This window comes from Mucilaginibacter pedocola, from assembly GCF_002013915.1.
GTDB classification, from domain to species: Bacteria; Bacteroidota; Bacteroidia; order Sphingobacteriales; family Sphingobacteriaceae; genus Mucilaginibacter; species Mucilaginibacter pedocola.
Genome location: NZ_MBTF01000003.1, coordinates 243730 through 261217 on the forward strand (window position 1 = coordinate 243730; position 17488 = coordinate 261217).

Here is a 17488-nt window from a genome sequence, read left to right on the forward strand (position 1 = left end):
ATACGTTTAAACTTTTAATGTGGATTGTACGGTTAATAATTAATTTTACAGCCGATGAAAGCATTTATATTCGACCTGAACGGCACCATGGTAAACGATATGCCATACCACGCCAAAGCCTGGACAAACATTATAAACGGAGAGTTGGGCGGTAGCTTTAGCGATGATGAGATAAAGCAAAATATGTATGGTAAAAATGCCGAGGTTTTGGTACGGATGTTTGGCGAGGGGAGGTTTAGTGCCGAAGAAATGGATCGAATTTCTGAGGGCAAGGAAGAGCAATATCGCCGGGAGTTCATCAGCGAGCTAAAACTATTGCCCGGGCTTGCAGAGTTTTTGGAACGGGCCTATCAGGCCGGAATATTAATGGCAATTGGCTCCGCTGCTATCCCGTCCAATATCGATTTTGTGTTGGATAACCTTAACATCCGCCATTACTTTAAAGCCATAGTAAGCGCGCACGATGTTACCCGCAGCAAACCAGACCCTGAATCGTTCACCAAGCCGGCGGCTTTATTAGGCGTAAAGCCCGAAGATTGCATAGTTTTTGAGGATGTGCCCAAAGGCGCCGAAGCAGCGGCCAATGCAGGCATGAAGGCTGTGATATTAACCACCACACACCCGGTAGAAGATTTCATCAATATGGATAACATTTTGCATTTCGCTGCCGATTTTAATGACGATTATATCAAAGCTTTGGTTTAACTTGTGGGCACAATTATAGCCCCATTGAAAAACCTATACACCTTGTTTGCGATAGTGGTTGCGGTAGCAGCCCTGTCATCATGCACCACCCGTTATTACGCGCCCGGACTTTACCAAAACGATGTGCAGTTTATGATAAAGCCACACTCAAAAGATTCGGTTAAAACGCGTATTTATGCTTCGGGTACTTATTTAGCACAGAGTGGTGCAAACGGGCAGGGGAGTTCGGGCAGTGGCATGCTGAATGTTTACCAATCGCGCACTATACCGCATTTTAACTTTAGTTATGGGGTAATGGGCTATACAGGGGTATATTCGGTAAGCGAGTTAAATACATCCGGCACAAATGCCCAAAATGTGATCGTCAACAAAACCTTTTCGGGCTATGGGTTTAATGGCTCTACTTCTTTTTACCTGAGTACTAAAAAGACCGATTTCAGGATCATTGGTGTGGACCTATCCTACACACATGAAGGTGGCGATTATCTGGCCTTTCGCAAAGCGCAGGTGGGGCAGCCCAACGTACGCAGTGCTGCCCAGCCGCAATTATTCAGCTATGGTATTTTTACCGAATTTATTGTGAGGCCAAATGATGCCACAAACTTTGGGTTCAAGTTTTTTACCAACCATACCGCAGGCAATATAGCCCGCGACTTGCGCCGAACCGACGGCTTATACAACTGGAGCGGAACCGGCACATACGGTTTCACCAGCTTTGTTGGTTTTAATCACCTGAACTTTCACACCACATTCGCGCTGGCTTCTTCCAACTCCATATTAGCGGGTTCGTCGCAAATAGGCGTAGCTTACAAGTTTTAAACCGAATATACCGACGGCACCGCGTCGCGCAGGTTATAGTTAGATGCCATTACCTCGCCGTAGGCACCTGCGGTACGTACAGCGATAAGGTCGCCGCGTTGCGATTCGGGCAGCTCAACGTCCTTCCTAAAGCAATCCGTACTCTCGCATATCGGTCCAACTACGTCATAGTTTAAGACTTGAGAAGAAGCTCCGTCTTCCGGACTTTCGGACTTACCGACTTCGGACTTCCGACTTAAATTTTCGATAGAGTGATAAGCCTGGTACAACATCGGGCGCATCAGTTCGGTCATACCGGCATCCAGTATCAGGAAGTTCTTTTTCTGCCCTATTTTAACGTATAGTACACGTGAAATCAACGAGGCTGATTGAGCAACCAATGCACGGCCCAGTTCAAAGTGTACTTCCTGTCCCGGTTTTACGCGCAGGAATTTTCTGAATACGCTAAAGTAGCTTTCAAAATCGGGGATGGTGTTGGTATCGGGGTTGTAATAATCTACACCCAGGCCACCGCCGGCGTTCAATACCTTTATAGCGAAGCCGTGGTTCTCGAACCAGTCCTGCATATCGTTTATGCGGGTGCAAAGGTTTTTATAAACCTCCATATCAGTTATCTGCGAACCAATGTGGAAGTGGATGCCCAAAAACTTCAGGTTGGTGCATTTGCGCAGGGTTTCGGCAACATCCTGCAGTTGCCAGGTGTTTATACCGAATTTGTTCTCGTCCAAACCCGTAGTAATAAAGTGGTGCGTATGGGCATCCACGTTAGGGTTTATACGGATAGCAACGCCTGCAACTTTGTTTTTAGCCTGCGCCAGCTCGTTGATAATTTCCAGCTCCTGTATCGATTCTACATTGAAGCAGAAAATATCCGCATCCAGCGCCAGGTTTATCTCTTTATCTGATTTACCCACGCCCGCAAAAACCACCTTGCCTTTATCAAAACCACCGGCAATGGCAGCTTTTACTTCGTTACCGCTTACACAGTCGGCACCAAACCCATAGCGCTGTACCGCTTCAACCACTTTCGGGTTAAAGTTGGCCTTCATGGCATAATGCACATGGAAGTTATGTTTAGCAGAAGCATCGCGGCAAGCATCAAGCGTTTGCCTCAACACATCCATGTTATAGTAATAAAACGGGGTCTCTATCCCCTTAAAGCGTTCTATAGTTTCCGGTTTGAACATTTTAGCCCCCTCTAAATCTCCCCCTGAAGGGGGAGACTTCTAATATCGTATTGTAATTTAAATCTATTTCTTAAAGCCCTTCCGCTAACCAGCGGATATGGTTTGGGTGGGGCTCAGAATAGCCTGTTATGCAAACTCCTCAGCGCCTCTACTTTATCTTCGGTTTTCACCAGCAGGCTCATGTTGTGGTCGCTGCCGCCGTATGATATCATGCGTACCGGTATATGCTTAATAGCTTCCAGCACGCGGGCAGCATAGCCATGTTTCTCGGCACCAAAATCGCCCACTACGCAAATAATGGTATGGTTCACGTCTATATCTACCGAACCGTAAGCAGCCAACTCTTTGGTTATCTCGCCCAGGTAGGTGGTATCATCAATAGTAACCGATACGGCAACCTCCGAGGTGGTTATCATATCAATACTGGTGCGGTAACGCTCGAACACTTCGAATACCTTGCGCAAAAAGCCATGCGCCAGTAACATGCGGCTGCTTTGTATCTTAATGGCGGTGATATCGTCTTTAGCGGCGATGGATTTAATCCTGTCCTTCTCGCTATCGGTAGTAATTAAAGTGCCTGCGGCCTGCGGGTCCATGGTATTCAGCAGGCGCACAGGTATCTTATACTTCTGCGCCGGGAATACGCTTTGCGGGTGCAATATCTTGGCACCGAAGTAGGCGAGCTCGGCAGCTTCATCAAAACTCAGCTGAGCAATAGGCTTGGTGCCTTTAACAATGCGCGGGTCGTTGTTGTGCATGCCGTCAATGTCGGTCCATATTTGCACCTCTTCGCTGCGGATGCCTGCACCAATAAGCGATGCGGTATAATCGCTGCCGCCGCGGCGCAGGTTATCTATCTCGCCAAACGCATTACGGCAAATGTAGCCCTGGGTAATGAAAAGGTTAGTATCCTTGTTCTTCTCCAGCAGCGGCGTAAGGTGCGAGGTAATATGCTCAACCACAGGCTCGGCATCCTCATCGGTTTTCATAAATTCTAAAGCAGGCAGCAGCACGCTGCGTACGCCAATTTCCTTCAGGTAAATATGATAGAGCGTGGTAGAGAGTAATTCGCCCTGCGCTAAAATAATTTTGTCTTCAATGGGCGTGAACAGGTCGTTAGCCAAACCGCTCAGCAGGCCGAAGTGGTAATCAATAACCTCTTTACCCTGTGCGTAAAACTCGGGCTTCTCTAAAAGTTCCTTAATAAAAACTTCGTACTTGTCTTTTAAAGCGGAGATGAGGCTTGCTGCCTTAGGTTTATCGCCGGCAAGGTATGCCTGCCCAATTTCTACCAAACTGTTTGTAGTGCCCGATACGGCCGACAGCACCACAATTTGCTGCTCGGCGGGGTTGATGATATCCAGCAGCTTTTTCATACGAGCGGGACTACCCACCGATGTACCGCCAAATTTTAAGACTTTCATTTTATGTACTTCCTCAGCAAAAAACGCGGTAAACATGCACCGGCGTTAGAGGCGCTAAAAATAGGATTTTATAGCTAATATTCGACTGGTTTGGTAGATGTTTTTGTTTGAAGGGTTCTTTTTAGATAAGCAGGGAAGCTTCGGGCGAAAGCGGGCGAAACTCGTGGGCGGTGCTTTCAGCCCGGGCTATGCGCTCATACGCCTGCAGGCATTACACACGGGCCGGTATCCGCTCCTATCCCTACCGCGAAGTTATCTGAACTCGAATTTTAAAGAATTCTAAGAATTTACAGAATGGGCTTATCGCAGCTCAATTTCTGCTCATTCATAAAATTCCATAAAATTCGAGTTCAGAAAAAAAAATCGCCACCTTCGGGTGATATATCGCCCGAAACCTGCACTTACTATTAAACGCAGAAAGAAAATGCCGGTAAACAACACACCAACCGAAACAGAACAGCTGATAATGCGCCTTTACCAAAGCGCATTCCCGGCTGTGGCGCGCTACGTGAGCAAAATGGGCGGCAGTTTTGACGATGCCCGCGATGTTTTTCAGGATGCACTGGTAGTGTATTACGAAAAAGCCGCCGCCGGAACATTGGAATTGCAGAAAAGCGAGCAGGCATACTTGCTGGGTGTTGCCAAATATTTGTGGTTTAAAAAGTTTAAGGATGGCAAATACGATACCTCGATTGATGAGTTTGAGGGCTTAGACCTGCCTGACGAAGCCGAACCGCAACCCATGGCCGATAAGCTGATGCATTACCTCGAAACCGCCGGGCAAAGGTGTATGCAGTTATTAAGTGCTTTTTATTACGATAAGCTGCCCATGAAAAAAATTGCCGTGCTGTTTGGCTACGCCGGCGAACGCTCGGTAACCGTGCAGAAGTATAAATGCCTGGAAAAAGTGCGCGAAACCATTAAACAAAACGCTTTGCAGTATGAGGACTTTATTGACTGAGATACAAGCCATAGACCAGCATGTGCAAGGCAGCGCCGCACCCGGCGATAAGTTGCTGTTCGACGCTAAACTACTGCTGGATGCCGAACTGCCGCAAAAAGTGCAATGGCATAAGCAAACCCTGGCTTTGGTGAACCAGTACGGGCGTAAAAATTTAAGGGGCGTTATCAGCGATGTGCATAACCAGCTTTTCACGCAGCCGGAGCATCAAAGTTTCAGGCAAAAAATTCTGCGCTTATTTAGCTAAGCAATAATTAAAATTTTATGGAAATAACTACTAACGAGTTCCGCAAATATGCGGTGAGGCATCGCCATGTCAATAGTTTGCATGTTGATAGGTTTATCAGCCGGGTGAACAGCGCGAATTTACCCACCGCCATGACGCCCAATATATTGGAAGAGCGGCAATTGAATATATCGCAAATGGATGTTTTTAGCCGCCTGATGATGGACCGCATCATCTTTTTAGGCCAGGCGGTTGATGACCACATAGCCAATATTATACAGGCGCAATTGCTCTTTTTGCAATCAGCAGATGCCAAGCGCGATATCCAAATCTACATCAATTCGCCGGGTGGGTCGGTATATGCCGGGCTGGGGATATACGATACCATGCAATTCATCTCGCCCGATGTGGCAACGATGTGTACAGGCATGGCGGCCTCGATGGCGCAGGTACTACTTTGTGCAGGTGCAAAGGGTAAACGAGCTGCCTTGCCACATTCCAGGGTAATGATGCACCAACCATCTGGCGGGGCGCAAGGCACCGCTGCCGATATTGAAATAGCCGCCATACAGGTAAGCAAAATGAAGCGCGAACTATACGAGATAACCGCCCACCACTGCGGCCAAACCTACGAGCGGGTATACCAACTATCCGACCGCGACCACTGGATGATCGCCGCCGAAGCACTGGAGTTCGGGATGATAGATGAGGTGTTGATGCCGAAAAGCTGAACCATGATTCGCTTGATTTGGGGATTCTCCGATGGATTAGCTTATAAACGTAAAACGCCCGGCATGCCGGGCGTTTTACGTTTATAAAAAACTATGTCATTTCCAGGGAAGCGAAGCGACGAGAAATCTTGTTCAGCTAAGTATGAAAGCTATGTATTACCGCTTTGCATTACGGCGAGCCTTGCATAATGAACAAGATTTCTCCCTCGTGCCTCGGTCGAAATTGACAAAAATGGATTGCCTATTTCACCACCCAGGTATTATCCCCCTTAGTAGCATCTACAAAAATACCTGTTTCCAATGTTGCCGATTTCAGGCTTTTGCCCGGTTCGGCTTTAAAGGTTACGAAGGTTTGTTTTTGGTCGGCTTCCCAAACTGCCGGGGTTTGGTGAAGGGTTTTTGTTGTACCATCGGCATAGGTTAATACTACATCGAACGGAATAGCAAAACCGCCAACGTTGGCAACAGTTAGGGTGTAGCCATCTTTGCCTATCACGCCGGTAACCGCAAGGTCGTTATAACCATTGCTGAAGAACCAGTTGTTGAAGAACCACGTTAAATCCTTACCCGATACGTTGCTCATCGAATTAAAGAAATCCCATGGGATAGGGTGTTTGCCGTGCCAGCGGTCCATATAGCCGTGAAGCGACTTTTTGAATAGATCGTCGCCCAGCATATCTTTCAAAGCAAGGTAGCTCAGCGATGGCTTGCCATAGGCGTTGTTGCCGTACCCGTTCTTTTGCTCGCTGCTCATGGTGATGATGGGTTGGTCTTCGGCGGTAGATTTATCACCTATCCAACCGTTTATGCGGAACTGTTTGTAAAAGTTATCCGCTTTTTCTTTACCGTTCTCGGCGGTGCCTATCAGGTATTCTAAGGTGGTTGCCCAGCCTTCGTCCATAAAGGCGTATTTACTTTCGTTGATACCCATGTAGAAAGGGAACCAGGTATGTGCTATCTCATGGTCTTGCACCAATTGTGCAAAAGTAGCATCGCCAAACTGGCTGTCGTTCACCATCATGGGGTATTCCATATCGGCAAAGCCTTTAAAGGCGGTCATTTTAGGGAAAGGGTAGGGTACGCCCGGCCAGTTAGCACTGAACCATGCCAATGCATTACGGCCATATTGTACCGATTTTTTGAAGTCGGTAGCCGCTTCGGGGTAAGCGGCCTGCATACTGCTGCGGCGGCCTGTAGATTTATCAACTATAACGCTGGCGGCATCCCAAATGTAATGGTCGCTTATGCCTACGGCCATGTCGCTAATGTCATCAGCTTTCCAAACCCAGGTGTTAGTTTCCTTTTGGGCAGTTACTTTTTTAGCGTTAAGCTCGGCAAGGGTAGCTATGTGGATAGTCGAATCGCTCTTCATCGAAGCGGCCAAACGTTTAGCGTATTCTTTCTGTAATACTTCAGTAGGGTTTTGCAGGGTGCCGGTTGCCCAAACAATATAGTTTTTGGGTACGGTTACGCTGAGGGTGTAGTTGTTAAAATCGTTATAGAACTCTTTGCTATCTACAAACTCTACGCGGTCCCAGCCCTGGTAATCATCATAAACCGAAATGCGGGGGTAAAAGTATGCCAGGTAGAACGAAGTAGAATCTACAGCACCCTCGCGGCCGCTTTCTTTACTTAGGTCGTAATGCCAGGTAATGTTCATGGTTAACGAGTCGTGCGGCATCAATGGTTTCGATAACACCAGGCCCTGGTTGGTAGTGGCTGCGGTTGCGTTATTCCATTTCTTTTTCTCGTTGTTTACCAATATACTGTCAACTAAAATACCTGTGCTAAGGTAATCCAGGCTGGCACCACCATCGCGCGAGGCTCCGGGGCGGTGCACGTTCATGATGAGTTTCATGTTCAGCCTTTTCAGCGTATCGGGGCTATTGTTAAAGTAGGTTATTTTTTCTACGCCTTGTACGGTGCGGCCCGGAGGGGTTACGCTAACGGCAATATTATACTTGCCAAAGTTTTGCCAGTATTTGGCGCCGGGTTTTCCATCGGCAGAACGGGTGCCTTTGGCGTATGCCTGCTTAATTTCGCGGGGCATATACAGGTTTTGAGCTTGTGCCTGTAATAGGATCAAGCCGCATAATGCGGTTAACGCAATGGGTTTCAACATAATGCTATCGGGTGTTTAATTAATATGGTTGGTTTGATGTTTAAGCACGCAAAATAAAGATTATCCCTGTAATAGCTGAGACGAGGATAGTAAACGAATTGTTACAATAACAAGGGTAGTTTAATTTGCGTAGCGAAGATTAATTCTGTTGATTTGTTCAAAGTTATTTTAGTAGGGGTATTAAATAACTGTGCAAAGCCGGGCTTTATGTCCGGCTTTTGTTATTTAAGAGATTTTGGTAGTTGATGGCGTGGTGATTTTTACCGCAAAGAACGCAGAGATTTGCAGCCTTATTAGCGCAAAGAGCACAAAGCTTTGCAAGCTGAATAATAAGAGAAATTGATAAATAGGTAAAATACGTTTGGATAGCTGATTCAGCCTTCAACTGAATTACGTTTGCAAAGCTTTGCGCCTCTTTACGAAAACTTTGCGGTTAAATATAAAGAGCCAAACTAACCTCTAACTCGCTATATACTCCTTCGCTATCAAAGTAAACAGCTTATCGTTCTCTTGCGATTCGTCGAAGCTTTCTTGCAGCAGTTGTTTTATGTTATCGTACTTCAGCGTTTTGGCTACCATAATAAGCATGCGGTACGATGTAATGTTCACATGCCCAAGCACTTGTATGTAGAGCATCAGGTCGAGGTCGTTCAGCAGGGGGATGGTTTGGGTTTCATCCAGGCAGAACTCATCTTTTACGATGTTCTTGATAGGGTTGCAGTCCTCGTTCAAGGGGACGCGGCCAACGGCCACATAAATAGCTTCCAGGCGCTCTATTTGTTTGGCAACATCATCAGTAAATTCATCAATGGCCAGCTTAAGCCCTTCGAAAGAGGCAAGTTCTTTTATGCCCGGCAGGCTTTTAAGTAAAAAACATTTTCCGTTATATATGCGGGTAAGGTGGTGTATAAATACCTCTTGCAAAAGTGCATCGTTAAGGGGGGCAGGGGTAGCAGCGGCCATGTTGTTTAAATTAATTGTGTGAGAGTTGGGGGTAAAAACTTTTGGTTAACCATGTGGTGTTAACATTGTTTCGCTGTAAATATAAGTTTAATTACGGCGCTTGTGCTATAATGGTACCTTTGTACCCAATTATTATACCCATGAAATATAAGTTAGGCGATTTTGTAAGATTTGTTGACGAAAAGATGGAGGGTTACGTAACCCGAATTATCGACGAGCAAATGATAGGCGTTACCGGCGAGGACGATTTTGAGATACCCGTTTTGGCAAGCAAGGTAACTTTTGTGCACGGCCATGCCAAACTGGTGGGCGATGAAGAGGAGGCAGAAGTTGCGCAGGTTACTATTCCAGCAGGCGAGTTTAAAGGCAAGGGTGTACACGTTGCCGTAGTGCCCGATCAACGAGCCAATTCCGTGGTACATCTGCATGTGCTCAACGAAACTTCATATCAGTTATTGGCATCGGTAAGTACTGAGCAGAATAAGCAATATAAAGGCGAGTATGCCGGTATTGTAGAGCCGCGAAGCCATGCAAAAGTATACTCGGCAAAACTGGCCGACCTGCAACTTTGGCCAAAACTTATCTTCCAGGTATTGTTCCACACTAAGCAGAACCAGCCCGTACTTGCCCCGTTGAATATTACGGAGCAATTTAAGGCGAAGGATTTTTCAGGCACGAAGAAGCTGGTACCTTTTATTAACCAGTTAGGTTGGATGATACAGCTTGACGAGCCTGAACTGGTGATAGATGCCCAAAAGCTGAAAGAAAGCTTTTTTAAGCCTGCCGAAGAAAAGCAGGAAGTTGCCAAACCCAAAGCTGAAATAGATTTGCATATAGAAAAACTGCGCGACGACTACCAGTTTTTAAGCAGCAGCGAGATGCTGAACATACAGCTGAGCAACTTTAAGCACGCGCTTGATGCTGCCATTGTACACCAAATGCCCGATATTACTTTTATACACGGAACAGGCAACGGCATACTGAAACACGAACTGCATAAACTGCTGAGCAAAAACAATAAGGTGCAAACCTTTATGGATGCCCGTAAAGAGAAATTTGGCTACGGCGCAACCAAGGTGGTGCTGAAATAGCCCACCTGATATTCGGCTAAGCCAAACGCAGATATGGCTAAATTTTTGAATGATAGATGAGGCACCTTTGCATTGTTCATCTATTTAAACATTACAAAAATTTAAACCATGAAAGTATTTCTTACAGGAGCCACAGGTTTTGTAGGTTCCGCAATAATCCCCGAATTATTGAACAACGGGCACCAGGTATTAGGCTTGGCACGCAATGATGCAGGTGCCGAAAAATTAATTAAAGCAGGTGCCGAAGTACATCGTGGCGACCTGGAAGACCTCGAAAGCCTTAAAAGTGGTGCCGCTGCTGCGGATGCGGTTATCCATACTGGTTTTATACACGATTTTAGCCGTTTTGCTGAAGTATGCCAAACAGATGCCGACGCTATTGATGCCATGGCCTCGGTTTTGGTGGGTACCAATAAACCGCTACTGGTTACATCAGGTACCGCATTGGTAAACCCGGGCGGCCTGGCTACCGAAGATATTATCCCGGCAAGCCATCCGCATATTCCCCGTAAATCTGAACAACGCGCCGATGCTGCTGCCGCGCTTGGTGTTAATGCCGGTGTAGTGCGTTTGTCGCCATCGGTACATGGCGAGGGTGATATTATTGGCTTTGTGCCCATTTTGGTGAAAACCGCACGCGAAAAAGGTTTTTCGGCCTATATAGGCGATGGCCAAAACCGCTGGAACGCCGTACACCGTTTAGATGCGGCGCAGGTATATCGCTTGGCCTTGGATAAAACCCAGCCTGCCTCACGCTTCCACGCTGTTGCCGAAGAAGCTATCACCTTTAAGGAAATTGCTGAGCTAATTGGCAAAAAGTTAGGCCTGCCTGTTAAATCCATAACAGCAGATGAAGCTACAGCGCATTTTGGCTGGTTCAAAAACTTTGCTTCGATAGATGCACCGGCATCAAGCAAAGCTACACAAGAACTTTTGGGTTGGACCCCGACCCACAGTACACTGCTGGCTGATATTGAAGCAGGCGTGTACACTAAGTAAGTGATACAGAAATGTTGGCCTCAAAAGAGGAACCTAGGGTCAGTCTGAGCTTGTTGAAAAGCGCGCGGGGGTAAAATTAGATAGCTTACATAAAACGTTCCTATGGAACGTACTATCGGTCTTTGTTGAGTTCTACCGATAAATCGTTCCATTGGAACGAGCGCTTTTTCATCCCATCGGGATGTTTTATGGGTAGAAATAGGTAAGCGAATGTCTCACGTTCCTTAGGAACGTCTTATAAAATAGGCGTTATGCCTAAGCTATTAGCGATTGCACGGGAAAATGCCATGCCCGCTATGGTTCGACAAGCTCACCATGACCCATCGCACCAATTTGTCATGAGCAAAACCAAACTGAACAGGCGGGCCGAAACCCGCCTGTTTTGTTTATTCGGCAGCCGAAATAGTTACGGGGCCAATTAAACCACTGTTGCGAAGTGCCGAGCCTTTTTCGGGGCCGCTGACGGTCCATGTTTTGCGCTCGTTTTCGGGTAGTGCCGCATCGTAAGCCAGGCGGTTGAACCATGTGCCGGTAACTTCTACTTCCAGTTTGTTCTCACCCGAAACAAGTGCGCCGGAAATATCCACCTTATAAGGCGCGCACCACACCGTGCCTACATCCTTACCGTTAAGTTTTACTTTGGCTATCATATCTACCTCGCCAAGGTTAATAGAATAGTTTGCACCGTTTTTTACCTGCGGAATGTTGAAAGTGGTTTTATAAATTGCTGTGCCCGAAAATGCTTTGGCCTCGGCGGGCATATCCAGGTCTTTCCATGGTTTCAATTCGGTAATGCTAACCGCTTTTGGTGCCCCCCAGCCTTCAGGGAAGGAGAGTGTCCAAGGATTGTTAATAGTCGAGAGCGTGTTTTCTTTTGTGGGCGAAACCCTTTCTGTACTTGCTTTTTTATTATGATTGAAAACTACAAAGCAAGAGCCAGCCTGCGGCAAATCGAGTGAAATGGTCGTACGCCCATTATTTTCAGTGCTTGCGATAGTTTTAACGGTGCCACTTACCGGGTCCCAAAGTTCTGCGTTGCCGGTATTCCTGAAATTTAGTTCGCCTTTAAATGAGCCGCCTTTTGGTGCGGTTACAAAATACCAATCGGCACCGTTTACTTTACGGTGCGCCCAAAGTGCATCGCCGCCGCTAACATCGGGTTGTAATTGTAATTTGACAAATGCATCAGCAAGGCTTAAGCCGCTAATGAGTGTGCCTTTGCCAATACTTTTTATGCCACTTTCCGTTTTGTTTCCCCAAATGGCGTTCACTGCTTTGTTGAAGCGCAGTTGAGATGCCGAGCCTCCTGTTAGCGTAACCAATGCCTGCGGGCGGTTACCTACTATGGTAGCACCATCGGCCAATAGCTTTTGCAATTTCTCAACCGTTTGCGGCAGCATGTGGAAGTTCTCGGGCAGCCAAAGCAGGCGGTATTGTATGCCTTCGGGCGTTACCAACAGACCGTTGGCCACGCTCAGCCTTTTCAGCAATACATCGGGGTTACAGTAATCGTACTTAAAGCCTGCGGGGAAGGGGGCGTTTTGGTCGGGTTTGTGGCCTATCTCGTCGCCGAGGTACCAAAGTACATCCGATACGGGCTTGCCGCGTTCCAGCATATAACTGCAGCGGGCAAAATAGGTGTTCAGCAATGGCATGTGTTTCCACCAGGTTTGGCCGCGTAAAAAGGGCGTGCCTATCCTCGCTCCGAAAGATGTGCCGGGCAAAAGTGAATCGGCTTTAGGGTTGTGGGTGTAGGTATGATAAATTAAATGCGTTACGCCTTCGGTGATATTTACGTCGGCTACTTCTTTCAGCATCTGCCAGTGCTCGTCCCAGGTAAGTTCAAAGGAGGTGAACGCCTCAGAACCCAACCGTGGTTTACCATAAAGCCTGGCGGCAGATGCGGCGGGTTTTATCGGTTTAAAATTTGATGAACCTACAAAACCGTTTGTAAAGGGCTGCCAAAACTCGCACATGGGTACATCGGCAAATTTGTAATACTCCATAATATCCGCAGGGAAAACATCCCCTGCTGCGGTTTCGTACGATATGTTGAGGTTGTTCTGTTTAGCAAGCGTAGCCATGCGCCCGTAAAATTTGTTGGTATACAGGTTGTTTATGGTGTAGCGCCAATCGTGCAGGAATTTAAATGTGGTTTCTTCATCCTTAAGCACATAACCGAACAAAGCAGGCATCCATTTACGCAGGGGGTACGCCGAAATTCGGCTGAACTCGGCCTCCATATTATCCGTCCAGGTTTGGGTTTCGCATTCCCAGCTATCCATCAGCATGCCGTTGAGCATACCTGTGCCCAGCACACCGTTTGCTCCGGCAAGGCGGCCAATATAGCCTGCAAAATGCGCGTTAGCTCCGCTTTCCGATAGCTTGTTCGATTCCCAACCCGTGCCTTCCTTGGGCGCGGGTCCGTTTTGTTTGCCGCTGTTTACGTGCCCTACGCGCAGTACGGTCCATTTGCCGGCGGGAGCTTTCCATTGCAGGTTGCCTTTGGTATCCATCATTTTGCTGATGTCGATAATTTTAGCAGGGTCTACAAAGGTTTGCGCCGGTTGGTTGTATTGCTTGCCGCTACGGTCGATATTGCGCAGCGTCCATGCCGCTTCCGATTCCCAATTGTTTTTACGCGCTGCCGAAAAGAAACGGATAAAACTTAGTTCGATGTCGTGTTTATTCTCTATCCAAAGCTTTATTTTCTTAGCGCCTTTTACCTCGTGGCAGGCAAGGGTGAGTAATTGGTGGTCCTGAAAGTTGGAGGCCGGTAATGTTGTGTTGAGTATTTCAGTGCTTTTGCCATCGGCGGTAATAGCTTCGGCTTTTACTTTCACGCCCGGTTCATAGCTCCATATATAGCCAATGGTGCTCACCTCGGGTAATTGGATGGTGCGTACGGTAACCGCATCTTTAAAACTAACTTCTGCCCAATAAGGCTTCCCAGCGGCGGCAGGTTTAAGTTTGACTGCCTGTTTGCCCTGCGTAATAAAGCAGCTATCCCACAAAACGTTTTCGCTGCCCTTTACCGATGATACCGTTAAGGGCTTCCCGGTATCATCCATTGGGGTTGGGAAGGCCAGTACGGTAACATCTTTATAATCGCGCCAGTCTTCTTTGCTTGGTTGCGGTTGCTCTAAATGTGTGCTGATGAGCTTGCCGCCTCTTACATCGGTGCGGCTCCAGGCCAGTACGCGCATGGCGTTCGCTGGTGTTATCCAGGGCCCACCCGCCATGGCCCAACCCGGGCAATTTTGCATGGTAAAACGCAGCCCAAGCCTTTTACATTCGGCGGCGGTATGGCGTATGGCATCGTCCCAAAGCGGACTAAGGCAGGTTATCTGCGGCGTAACACCCGGCCATGGCCCGCCAAACTGCCCGTGAAAAAGTTGTATACCCGATATGCCCGAAGCTGCGATGGCTTCCAAATCTTTCGTTATACCATCCTTCGATACGTTGCCACCAATAAAATGGAACCAGGTCTCGGGATAATATACCTTGTCCGGCTTGCTGAATGTAGCCTTATCCCAATCGCCAAAGTTGCGGTTAAGCTGTGAGGCGGGCGGTAGTATTGGTGCCGTTTGTGCCGAAGCGTTAGTTATGCCTGCGCATATTATAATCAGGACCAAAAAAGCACGAAAAATAGTTTTGCAGAAACGTGGGTTTATATCCATGGTTAGATTTGTGGCGGAATATAAGCATTCGCACTCAACTCACTGTCCTATCCTGTCCTGCTCCGGCGAGCTTGTTTTTTGCCTTTCAACTGCGCCTCTATTCCTTCCGCCGAACGTACGTGTATAGCTCAGTTTAAATATTGGCCTGCGGGCCGATTCGGGATGGAAATCAACATGCGTATTCAAATCAAAGGCCTCGCGGGTAAGTACACCGTAATAACTGGTTACGGTGCCCGACATGAGCAGGTCGGTAGCAGATAATTGCAGGGTGCCGCCGTTGTTTTTTAGTTCCATTTTCAAGCCAGCGTTCAGTGCACCATAACCATCTACTTTTTTGGAGCCATTGTATGCCGCAGAGTTATAGTAGCCCGAAACTTCGAGCGACAGGTCGGGCGATAATTTGAAAAGCTGCGTACCATGCAGGTTGTAAGCAAAGTAGGTTTTTTGGGCAGGTACGGGTGTATAGTCCAGCGCGAATTTGCGCCAGCCGCCGCTGATGTCGTAATTCATATCCCACCAATTACTTACCCGCACCGGCGCACTTAATTGCAGCAGCAAGTTGTTTTGATAACGCAGGTTTTGCGGCGAAACCGCCATTTGCAAACTATCGGGCGTGTAAACGCTTTGGTAGCGGGCAATGGGGTTATTATCCCTGCTGTAAGATACCGATGCCGAGTATCCCGCTCTGCGGTAACCCAGGCGGATGGCGTTAGTAATGGTCGATTTTAAATTAGGATTACCTGTATTAACAGATTGCGGGCCGTTATAGGTTACGTACGATGCCAGGTCGCTGAACGAAGGGCGGCTGATGCGGCGATTGTAAGACAGGTACAGTTCGGCTTGCCCGGGGAGCGTTCTCGTCAATAATACATTCGGGAATAAGGTGCCTACTTTTGACCCCGTTACCGATCGGGTGGCGTACTCGTACCGCAGGCCGGTTTGTATGCTCGTGAGGCTGTCGGGTTTCCAGTCGGCAGCAACGTAAGCTGCGCCGATGTTCTCTGTAAAGCGGTTATTGCTTTGAGCGAAGGGGCGGGTAACATACCCGGCCTGCAAAAGGCTTTCTATGGCCGAGGATGTATTGGTTTTAGTGTAGGTTTCCTTTAGCCCGGCGTTTAGGCTTAATTGGGGACTGAGCTGTGCGCTATAATCGGCCTGTGCCGCAAATTGGTGGATGAGGGTATTGGAGTTGCCTTTTTGCCGCGGCGAGAACAGTGTATCGTTACTGTTAACCGGCCTGCCGGTGCTGCTTAAAAAAGTACTGTTCACATCAATGGGGTTGCCGCTGCTGTAACGGGTGTAGTCGGCATTAAGGTTCAGCTTTTGGTCCTGGTTTATTTGTTTGTTCAGGAAGAGGTTGTAGTTCATACTTTGCCAACGGCTTCTCCCTGCAATATCCGCGTTCAGCCTATATACCGAATCGCCAACAAAATAAACACCCCTGTTTTGGGTTGCATTGCGGAAGGTGCTTTGGTTGAAGATGATACCTGCACCCAGCGTTGTTAACGAATCTGGTATTAACTCGATGCCCGCCGTGCCGTTTTGGCTATGCGCGGCACCGGTAGTAATGCTTTTATAGTCGGACTGAGCAGGCCCGCCTAAAAAGGGTTCCTGCTCGGAGCCTGTAGCGTGGAAGTCGCTGTAGGTATTGTCGCGGTTAAAATTGTAGGATGCGTAGAGGTTGGTTTTGCCGTTGTTATGGGCAATGCGCCCGCCTATGCCGCCCTTTTCGCGGTAGCCATAACCTGCAGTTGCAGTAAGGCTGCCGTTAGTGCCGCTTTTGCGGTTCTCTTTTAACACGATATTGATGAGCCCGCCGCTACCTTCGGCATCATAAGCGGCAGAGGGGTTGGTCAGTAGCTCTATGCGCGATACATCATTGGCGCTCATGCCGTTCAGCATGGCCACTACCTGCGCTACGGGCATGCGCGTAACCTTGCCGTTCACCATTACCTGCACGCCGCTTTTACCGTTGAGGCTAATGCCGCTGTTCTGCCTGTCGATAGCCACACCCGGCGAACGTTCCAATACTTCCAGCGCCGAACTGCCTTTGGAGAGGATGCCGGCATCCACATTTACAATAGTACCATCTGCCCGCTGCACGGTAGCAGGTTTTGTAGCGCGGATGAGTACCTCGTTTAGTTGCCTTTTGTTTTCGGTTAGGGTGATGGTGCCCATATCCCTGGCAGTTTGCGCTGCGGTTAACGCGAACGTAGGCGTGCTATAAATTGCATACCCCACGGCGCTTATGCGTAGCAGGTAGCTCCCGGCTTTAGGTGTTGCGAATGCAAAAGTTCCCTCCATGTCCGACTGTACGGTTTGTACCGAAGTGCTATCTGCACTGTTCAGCAAAGTAACCGTAGCAAAAGCAACAGGCTGTCCTTTACTATCGATAATTTTGCCAGATACCTGCGCCATTAGCGCTGCCGGGATAAGTAGCATGATAAAAATGATGAGCTTTTTCATGGCCGTTTCTGTTTTGGTTTGTGGCAGCAAAGGAAGCCGGGGCTTGGCAGCGTTAAAAAAGCGAATAATAAGGCGCAGGTTTTTATTGATGACGGGCGGATATCCCTGTTAACT

13 protein-coding genes are annotated in these 17488 nt (G+C 47.9%); 7 read left to right on the plus strand and 6 right to left on the minus strand.

Annotation, left to right across the window (positions count from 1 at the left end; genetic code table 11):
• Window positions 1-54: 54 nt before the first annotated feature.
• The gene (locus tag BC343_RS06815; protein WP_078347000.1) at window positions 55-705 is read left to right on the plus strand and encodes an HAD family hydrolase; all 651 of its coding nucleotides are present in this window, start codon (window positions 55-57) and stop codon (window positions 703-705) included.
• A 24-nt stretch (window positions 706-729) separates the two neighbouring features.
• The gene (locus BC343_RS06820) at window positions 730-1524 is read left to right on the plus strand and encodes a hypothetical protein (protein WP_143822084.1); all 795 of its coding nucleotides are present in this window, start codon (window positions 730-732) and stop codon (window positions 1522-1524) included.
• On the opposite strand, the gene lysA is transcribed toward BC343_RS06820, so the two are convergent.
• Entirely contained in the window at window positions 1521-2711 is a 1191-nt protein-coding gene (gene lysA, locus BC343_RS06825; RefSeq protein ID WP_078347002.1) for a diaminopimelate decarboxylase, read from the minus strand. The genes BC343_RS06820 and lysA overlap by 4 nt on opposite strands.
• 113 nt (window positions 2712-2824) lie before the next feature.
• Window positions 2825-4135, minus strand: a complete 1311-nt coding sequence (locus BC343_RS06830) for an aspartate kinase (RefSeq protein WP_078347050.1) — start codon at window positions 4133-4135, stop codon at window positions 2825-2827.
• 424 nt (window positions 4136-4559) lie between these two features.
• Between BC343_RS06830 and BC343_RS06840 the strand changes: the two genes are divergently transcribed.
• The 3 genes from BC343_RS06840 to BC343_RS06850 are packed head-to-tail and all read left to right on the plus strand — an operon-like array spanning window position 4560 to window position 6053.
• Window positions 4560-5096, plus strand: a complete 537-nt coding sequence (locus tag BC343_RS06840) for an RNA polymerase sigma factor (RefSeq protein WP_078347004.1) — start codon at window positions 4560-4562, stop codon at window positions 5094-5096.
• On the plus strand, window positions 5077-5343 hold the full coding sequence (locus tag BC343_RS06845; RefSeq protein ID WP_143822085.1) for a hypothetical protein: 267 nt from the start codon (window positions 5077-5079) through the stop codon (window positions 5341-5343). Before BC343_RS06840 ends, BC343_RS06845 begins: the two co-directional genes overlap by 20 nt.
• A 17-nt stretch (window positions 5344-5360) precedes the next feature.
• Entirely contained in the window at window positions 5361-6053 is a 693-nt protein-coding gene (locus BC343_RS06850; RefSeq protein WP_078347006.1) for an ATP-dependent Clp protease proteolytic subunit, read from the plus strand.
• A 241-nt stretch (window positions 6054-6294) separates the two neighbouring features.
• On the opposite strand, the gene BC343_RS06855 is transcribed toward BC343_RS06850, so the two are convergent.
• Both BC343_RS06855 and BC343_RS06860 read right to left on the minus strand, forming a co-directional pair.
• Entirely contained in the window at window positions 6295-8175 is a 1881-nt protein-coding gene (locus BC343_RS06855) for a M1 family metallopeptidase (protein WP_078347007.1), read from the minus strand.
• 459 nt (window positions 8176-8634) lie between these two features.
• Window positions 8635-9138 (minus strand): DUF892 family protein, encoded by a 504-nt coding sequence (locus BC343_RS06860; RefSeq protein ID WP_078347008.1) that lies wholly within the window; start codon window positions 9136-9138, stop codon window positions 8635-8637.
• A gap of 140 nt (window positions 9139-9278) precedes the next feature.
• On the opposite strand from BC343_RS06860, the gene BC343_RS06865 reads away from it, so the two are divergent.
• Together BC343_RS06865 and BC343_RS06870 are read left to right on the plus strand one after the other, a co-directional pair.
• Window positions 9279-10229: a Smr/MutS family protein gene (locus BC343_RS06865; protein WP_078347009.1), complete on the plus strand. Its 951-nt coding sequence runs from the start codon at window positions 9279-9281 to the stop codon at window positions 10227-10229.
• A 108-nt stretch (window positions 10230-10337) separates the two neighbouring features.
• The gene (locus BC343_RS06870) at window positions 10338-11228 is read left to right on the plus strand and encodes an SDR family oxidoreductase (RefSeq protein WP_078347010.1); all 891 of its coding nucleotides are present in this window, start codon (window positions 10338-10340) and stop codon (window positions 11226-11228) included.
• A 386-nt stretch (window positions 11229-11614) separates the two neighbouring features.
• Here the strand turns inward: BC343_RS06870 and BC343_RS06875 are convergent, their stop codons facing one another.
• Both BC343_RS06875 and BC343_RS06880 read right to left on the minus strand, forming a co-directional pair.
• Window positions 11615-14908, minus strand: coding sequence for a glycosyl hydrolase (locus tag BC343_RS06875; protein ID WP_078347011.1), 3294 nt, complete (start codon window positions 14906-14908; stop codon window positions 11615-11617).
• Window positions 14909-14947: 39 nt separating this feature from the next.
• Window positions 14948-17374 carry an outer membrane beta-barrel protein gene (locus BC343_RS06880; protein WP_143822086.1) on the minus strand — a complete coding sequence of 809 codons (2427 nt, stop codon included), beginning with the start codon at window positions 17372-17374 and terminating at the stop codon, window positions 14948-14950.
• Between the last annotated feature and the right edge of the window lie 114 nt (window positions 17375-17488).

Excerpts from the sequence above, each read along its gene's own strand:
- BC343_RS06815 (WP_078347000.1), top strand. The coding sequence starts at position 55 with ATGAAAGCATTTATATTCGACCTGAACGGCACCATGGTAAACGATATG.
- lysA (WP_078347002.1), bottom strand. The coding sequence starts at position 2,711 with ATGTTCAAACCGGAAACTATAGAACGCTTTAAGGGGATAGAGACCCCG.
- BC343_RS06830 (WP_078347050.1), bottom strand. The coding sequence starts at position 4,135 with ATGAAAGTCTTAAAATTTGGCGGTACATCGGTGGGTAGTCCCGCTCGT.
- BC343_RS06840 (WP_078347004.1), top strand. The coding sequence starts at position 4,560 with ATGCCGGTAAACAACACACCAACCGAAACAGAACAGCTGATAATGCGC.
- BC343_RS06845 (WP_143822085.1), top strand. The coding sequence starts at position 5,077 with ATGAGGACTTTATTGACTGAGATACAAGCCATAGACCAGCATGTGCAA.
- BC343_RS06850 (WP_078347006.1), top strand. The coding sequence starts at position 5,361 with ATGGAAATAACTACTAACGAGTTCCGCAAATATGCGGTGAGGCATCGC.
- BC343_RS06855 (WP_078347007.1), bottom strand. The coding sequence starts at position 8,175 with ATGTTGAAACCCATTGCGTTAACCGCATTATGCGGCTTGATCCTATTA.
- BC343_RS06860 (WP_078347008.1), bottom strand. The coding sequence starts at position 9,138 with ATGGCCGCTGCTACCCCTGCCCCCCTTAACGATGCACTTTTGCAAGAG.
- BC343_RS06865 (WP_078347009.1), top strand. The coding sequence starts at position 9,279 with ATGAAATATAAGTTAGGCGATTTTGTAAGATTTGTTGACGAAAAGATG.
- BC343_RS06870 (WP_078347010.1), top strand. The coding sequence starts at position 10,338 with ATGAAAGTATTTCTTACAGGAGCCACAGGTTTTGTAGGTTCCGCAATA.
- BC343_RS06875 (WP_078347011.1), bottom strand. The coding sequence starts at position 14,908 with ATGGATATAAACCCACGTTTCTGCAAAACTATTTTTCGTGCTTTTTTG.
- BC343_RS06880 (WP_143822086.1), bottom strand. The coding sequence starts at position 17,374 with ATGAAAAAGCTCATCATTTTTATCATGCTACTTATCCCGGCAGCGCTA.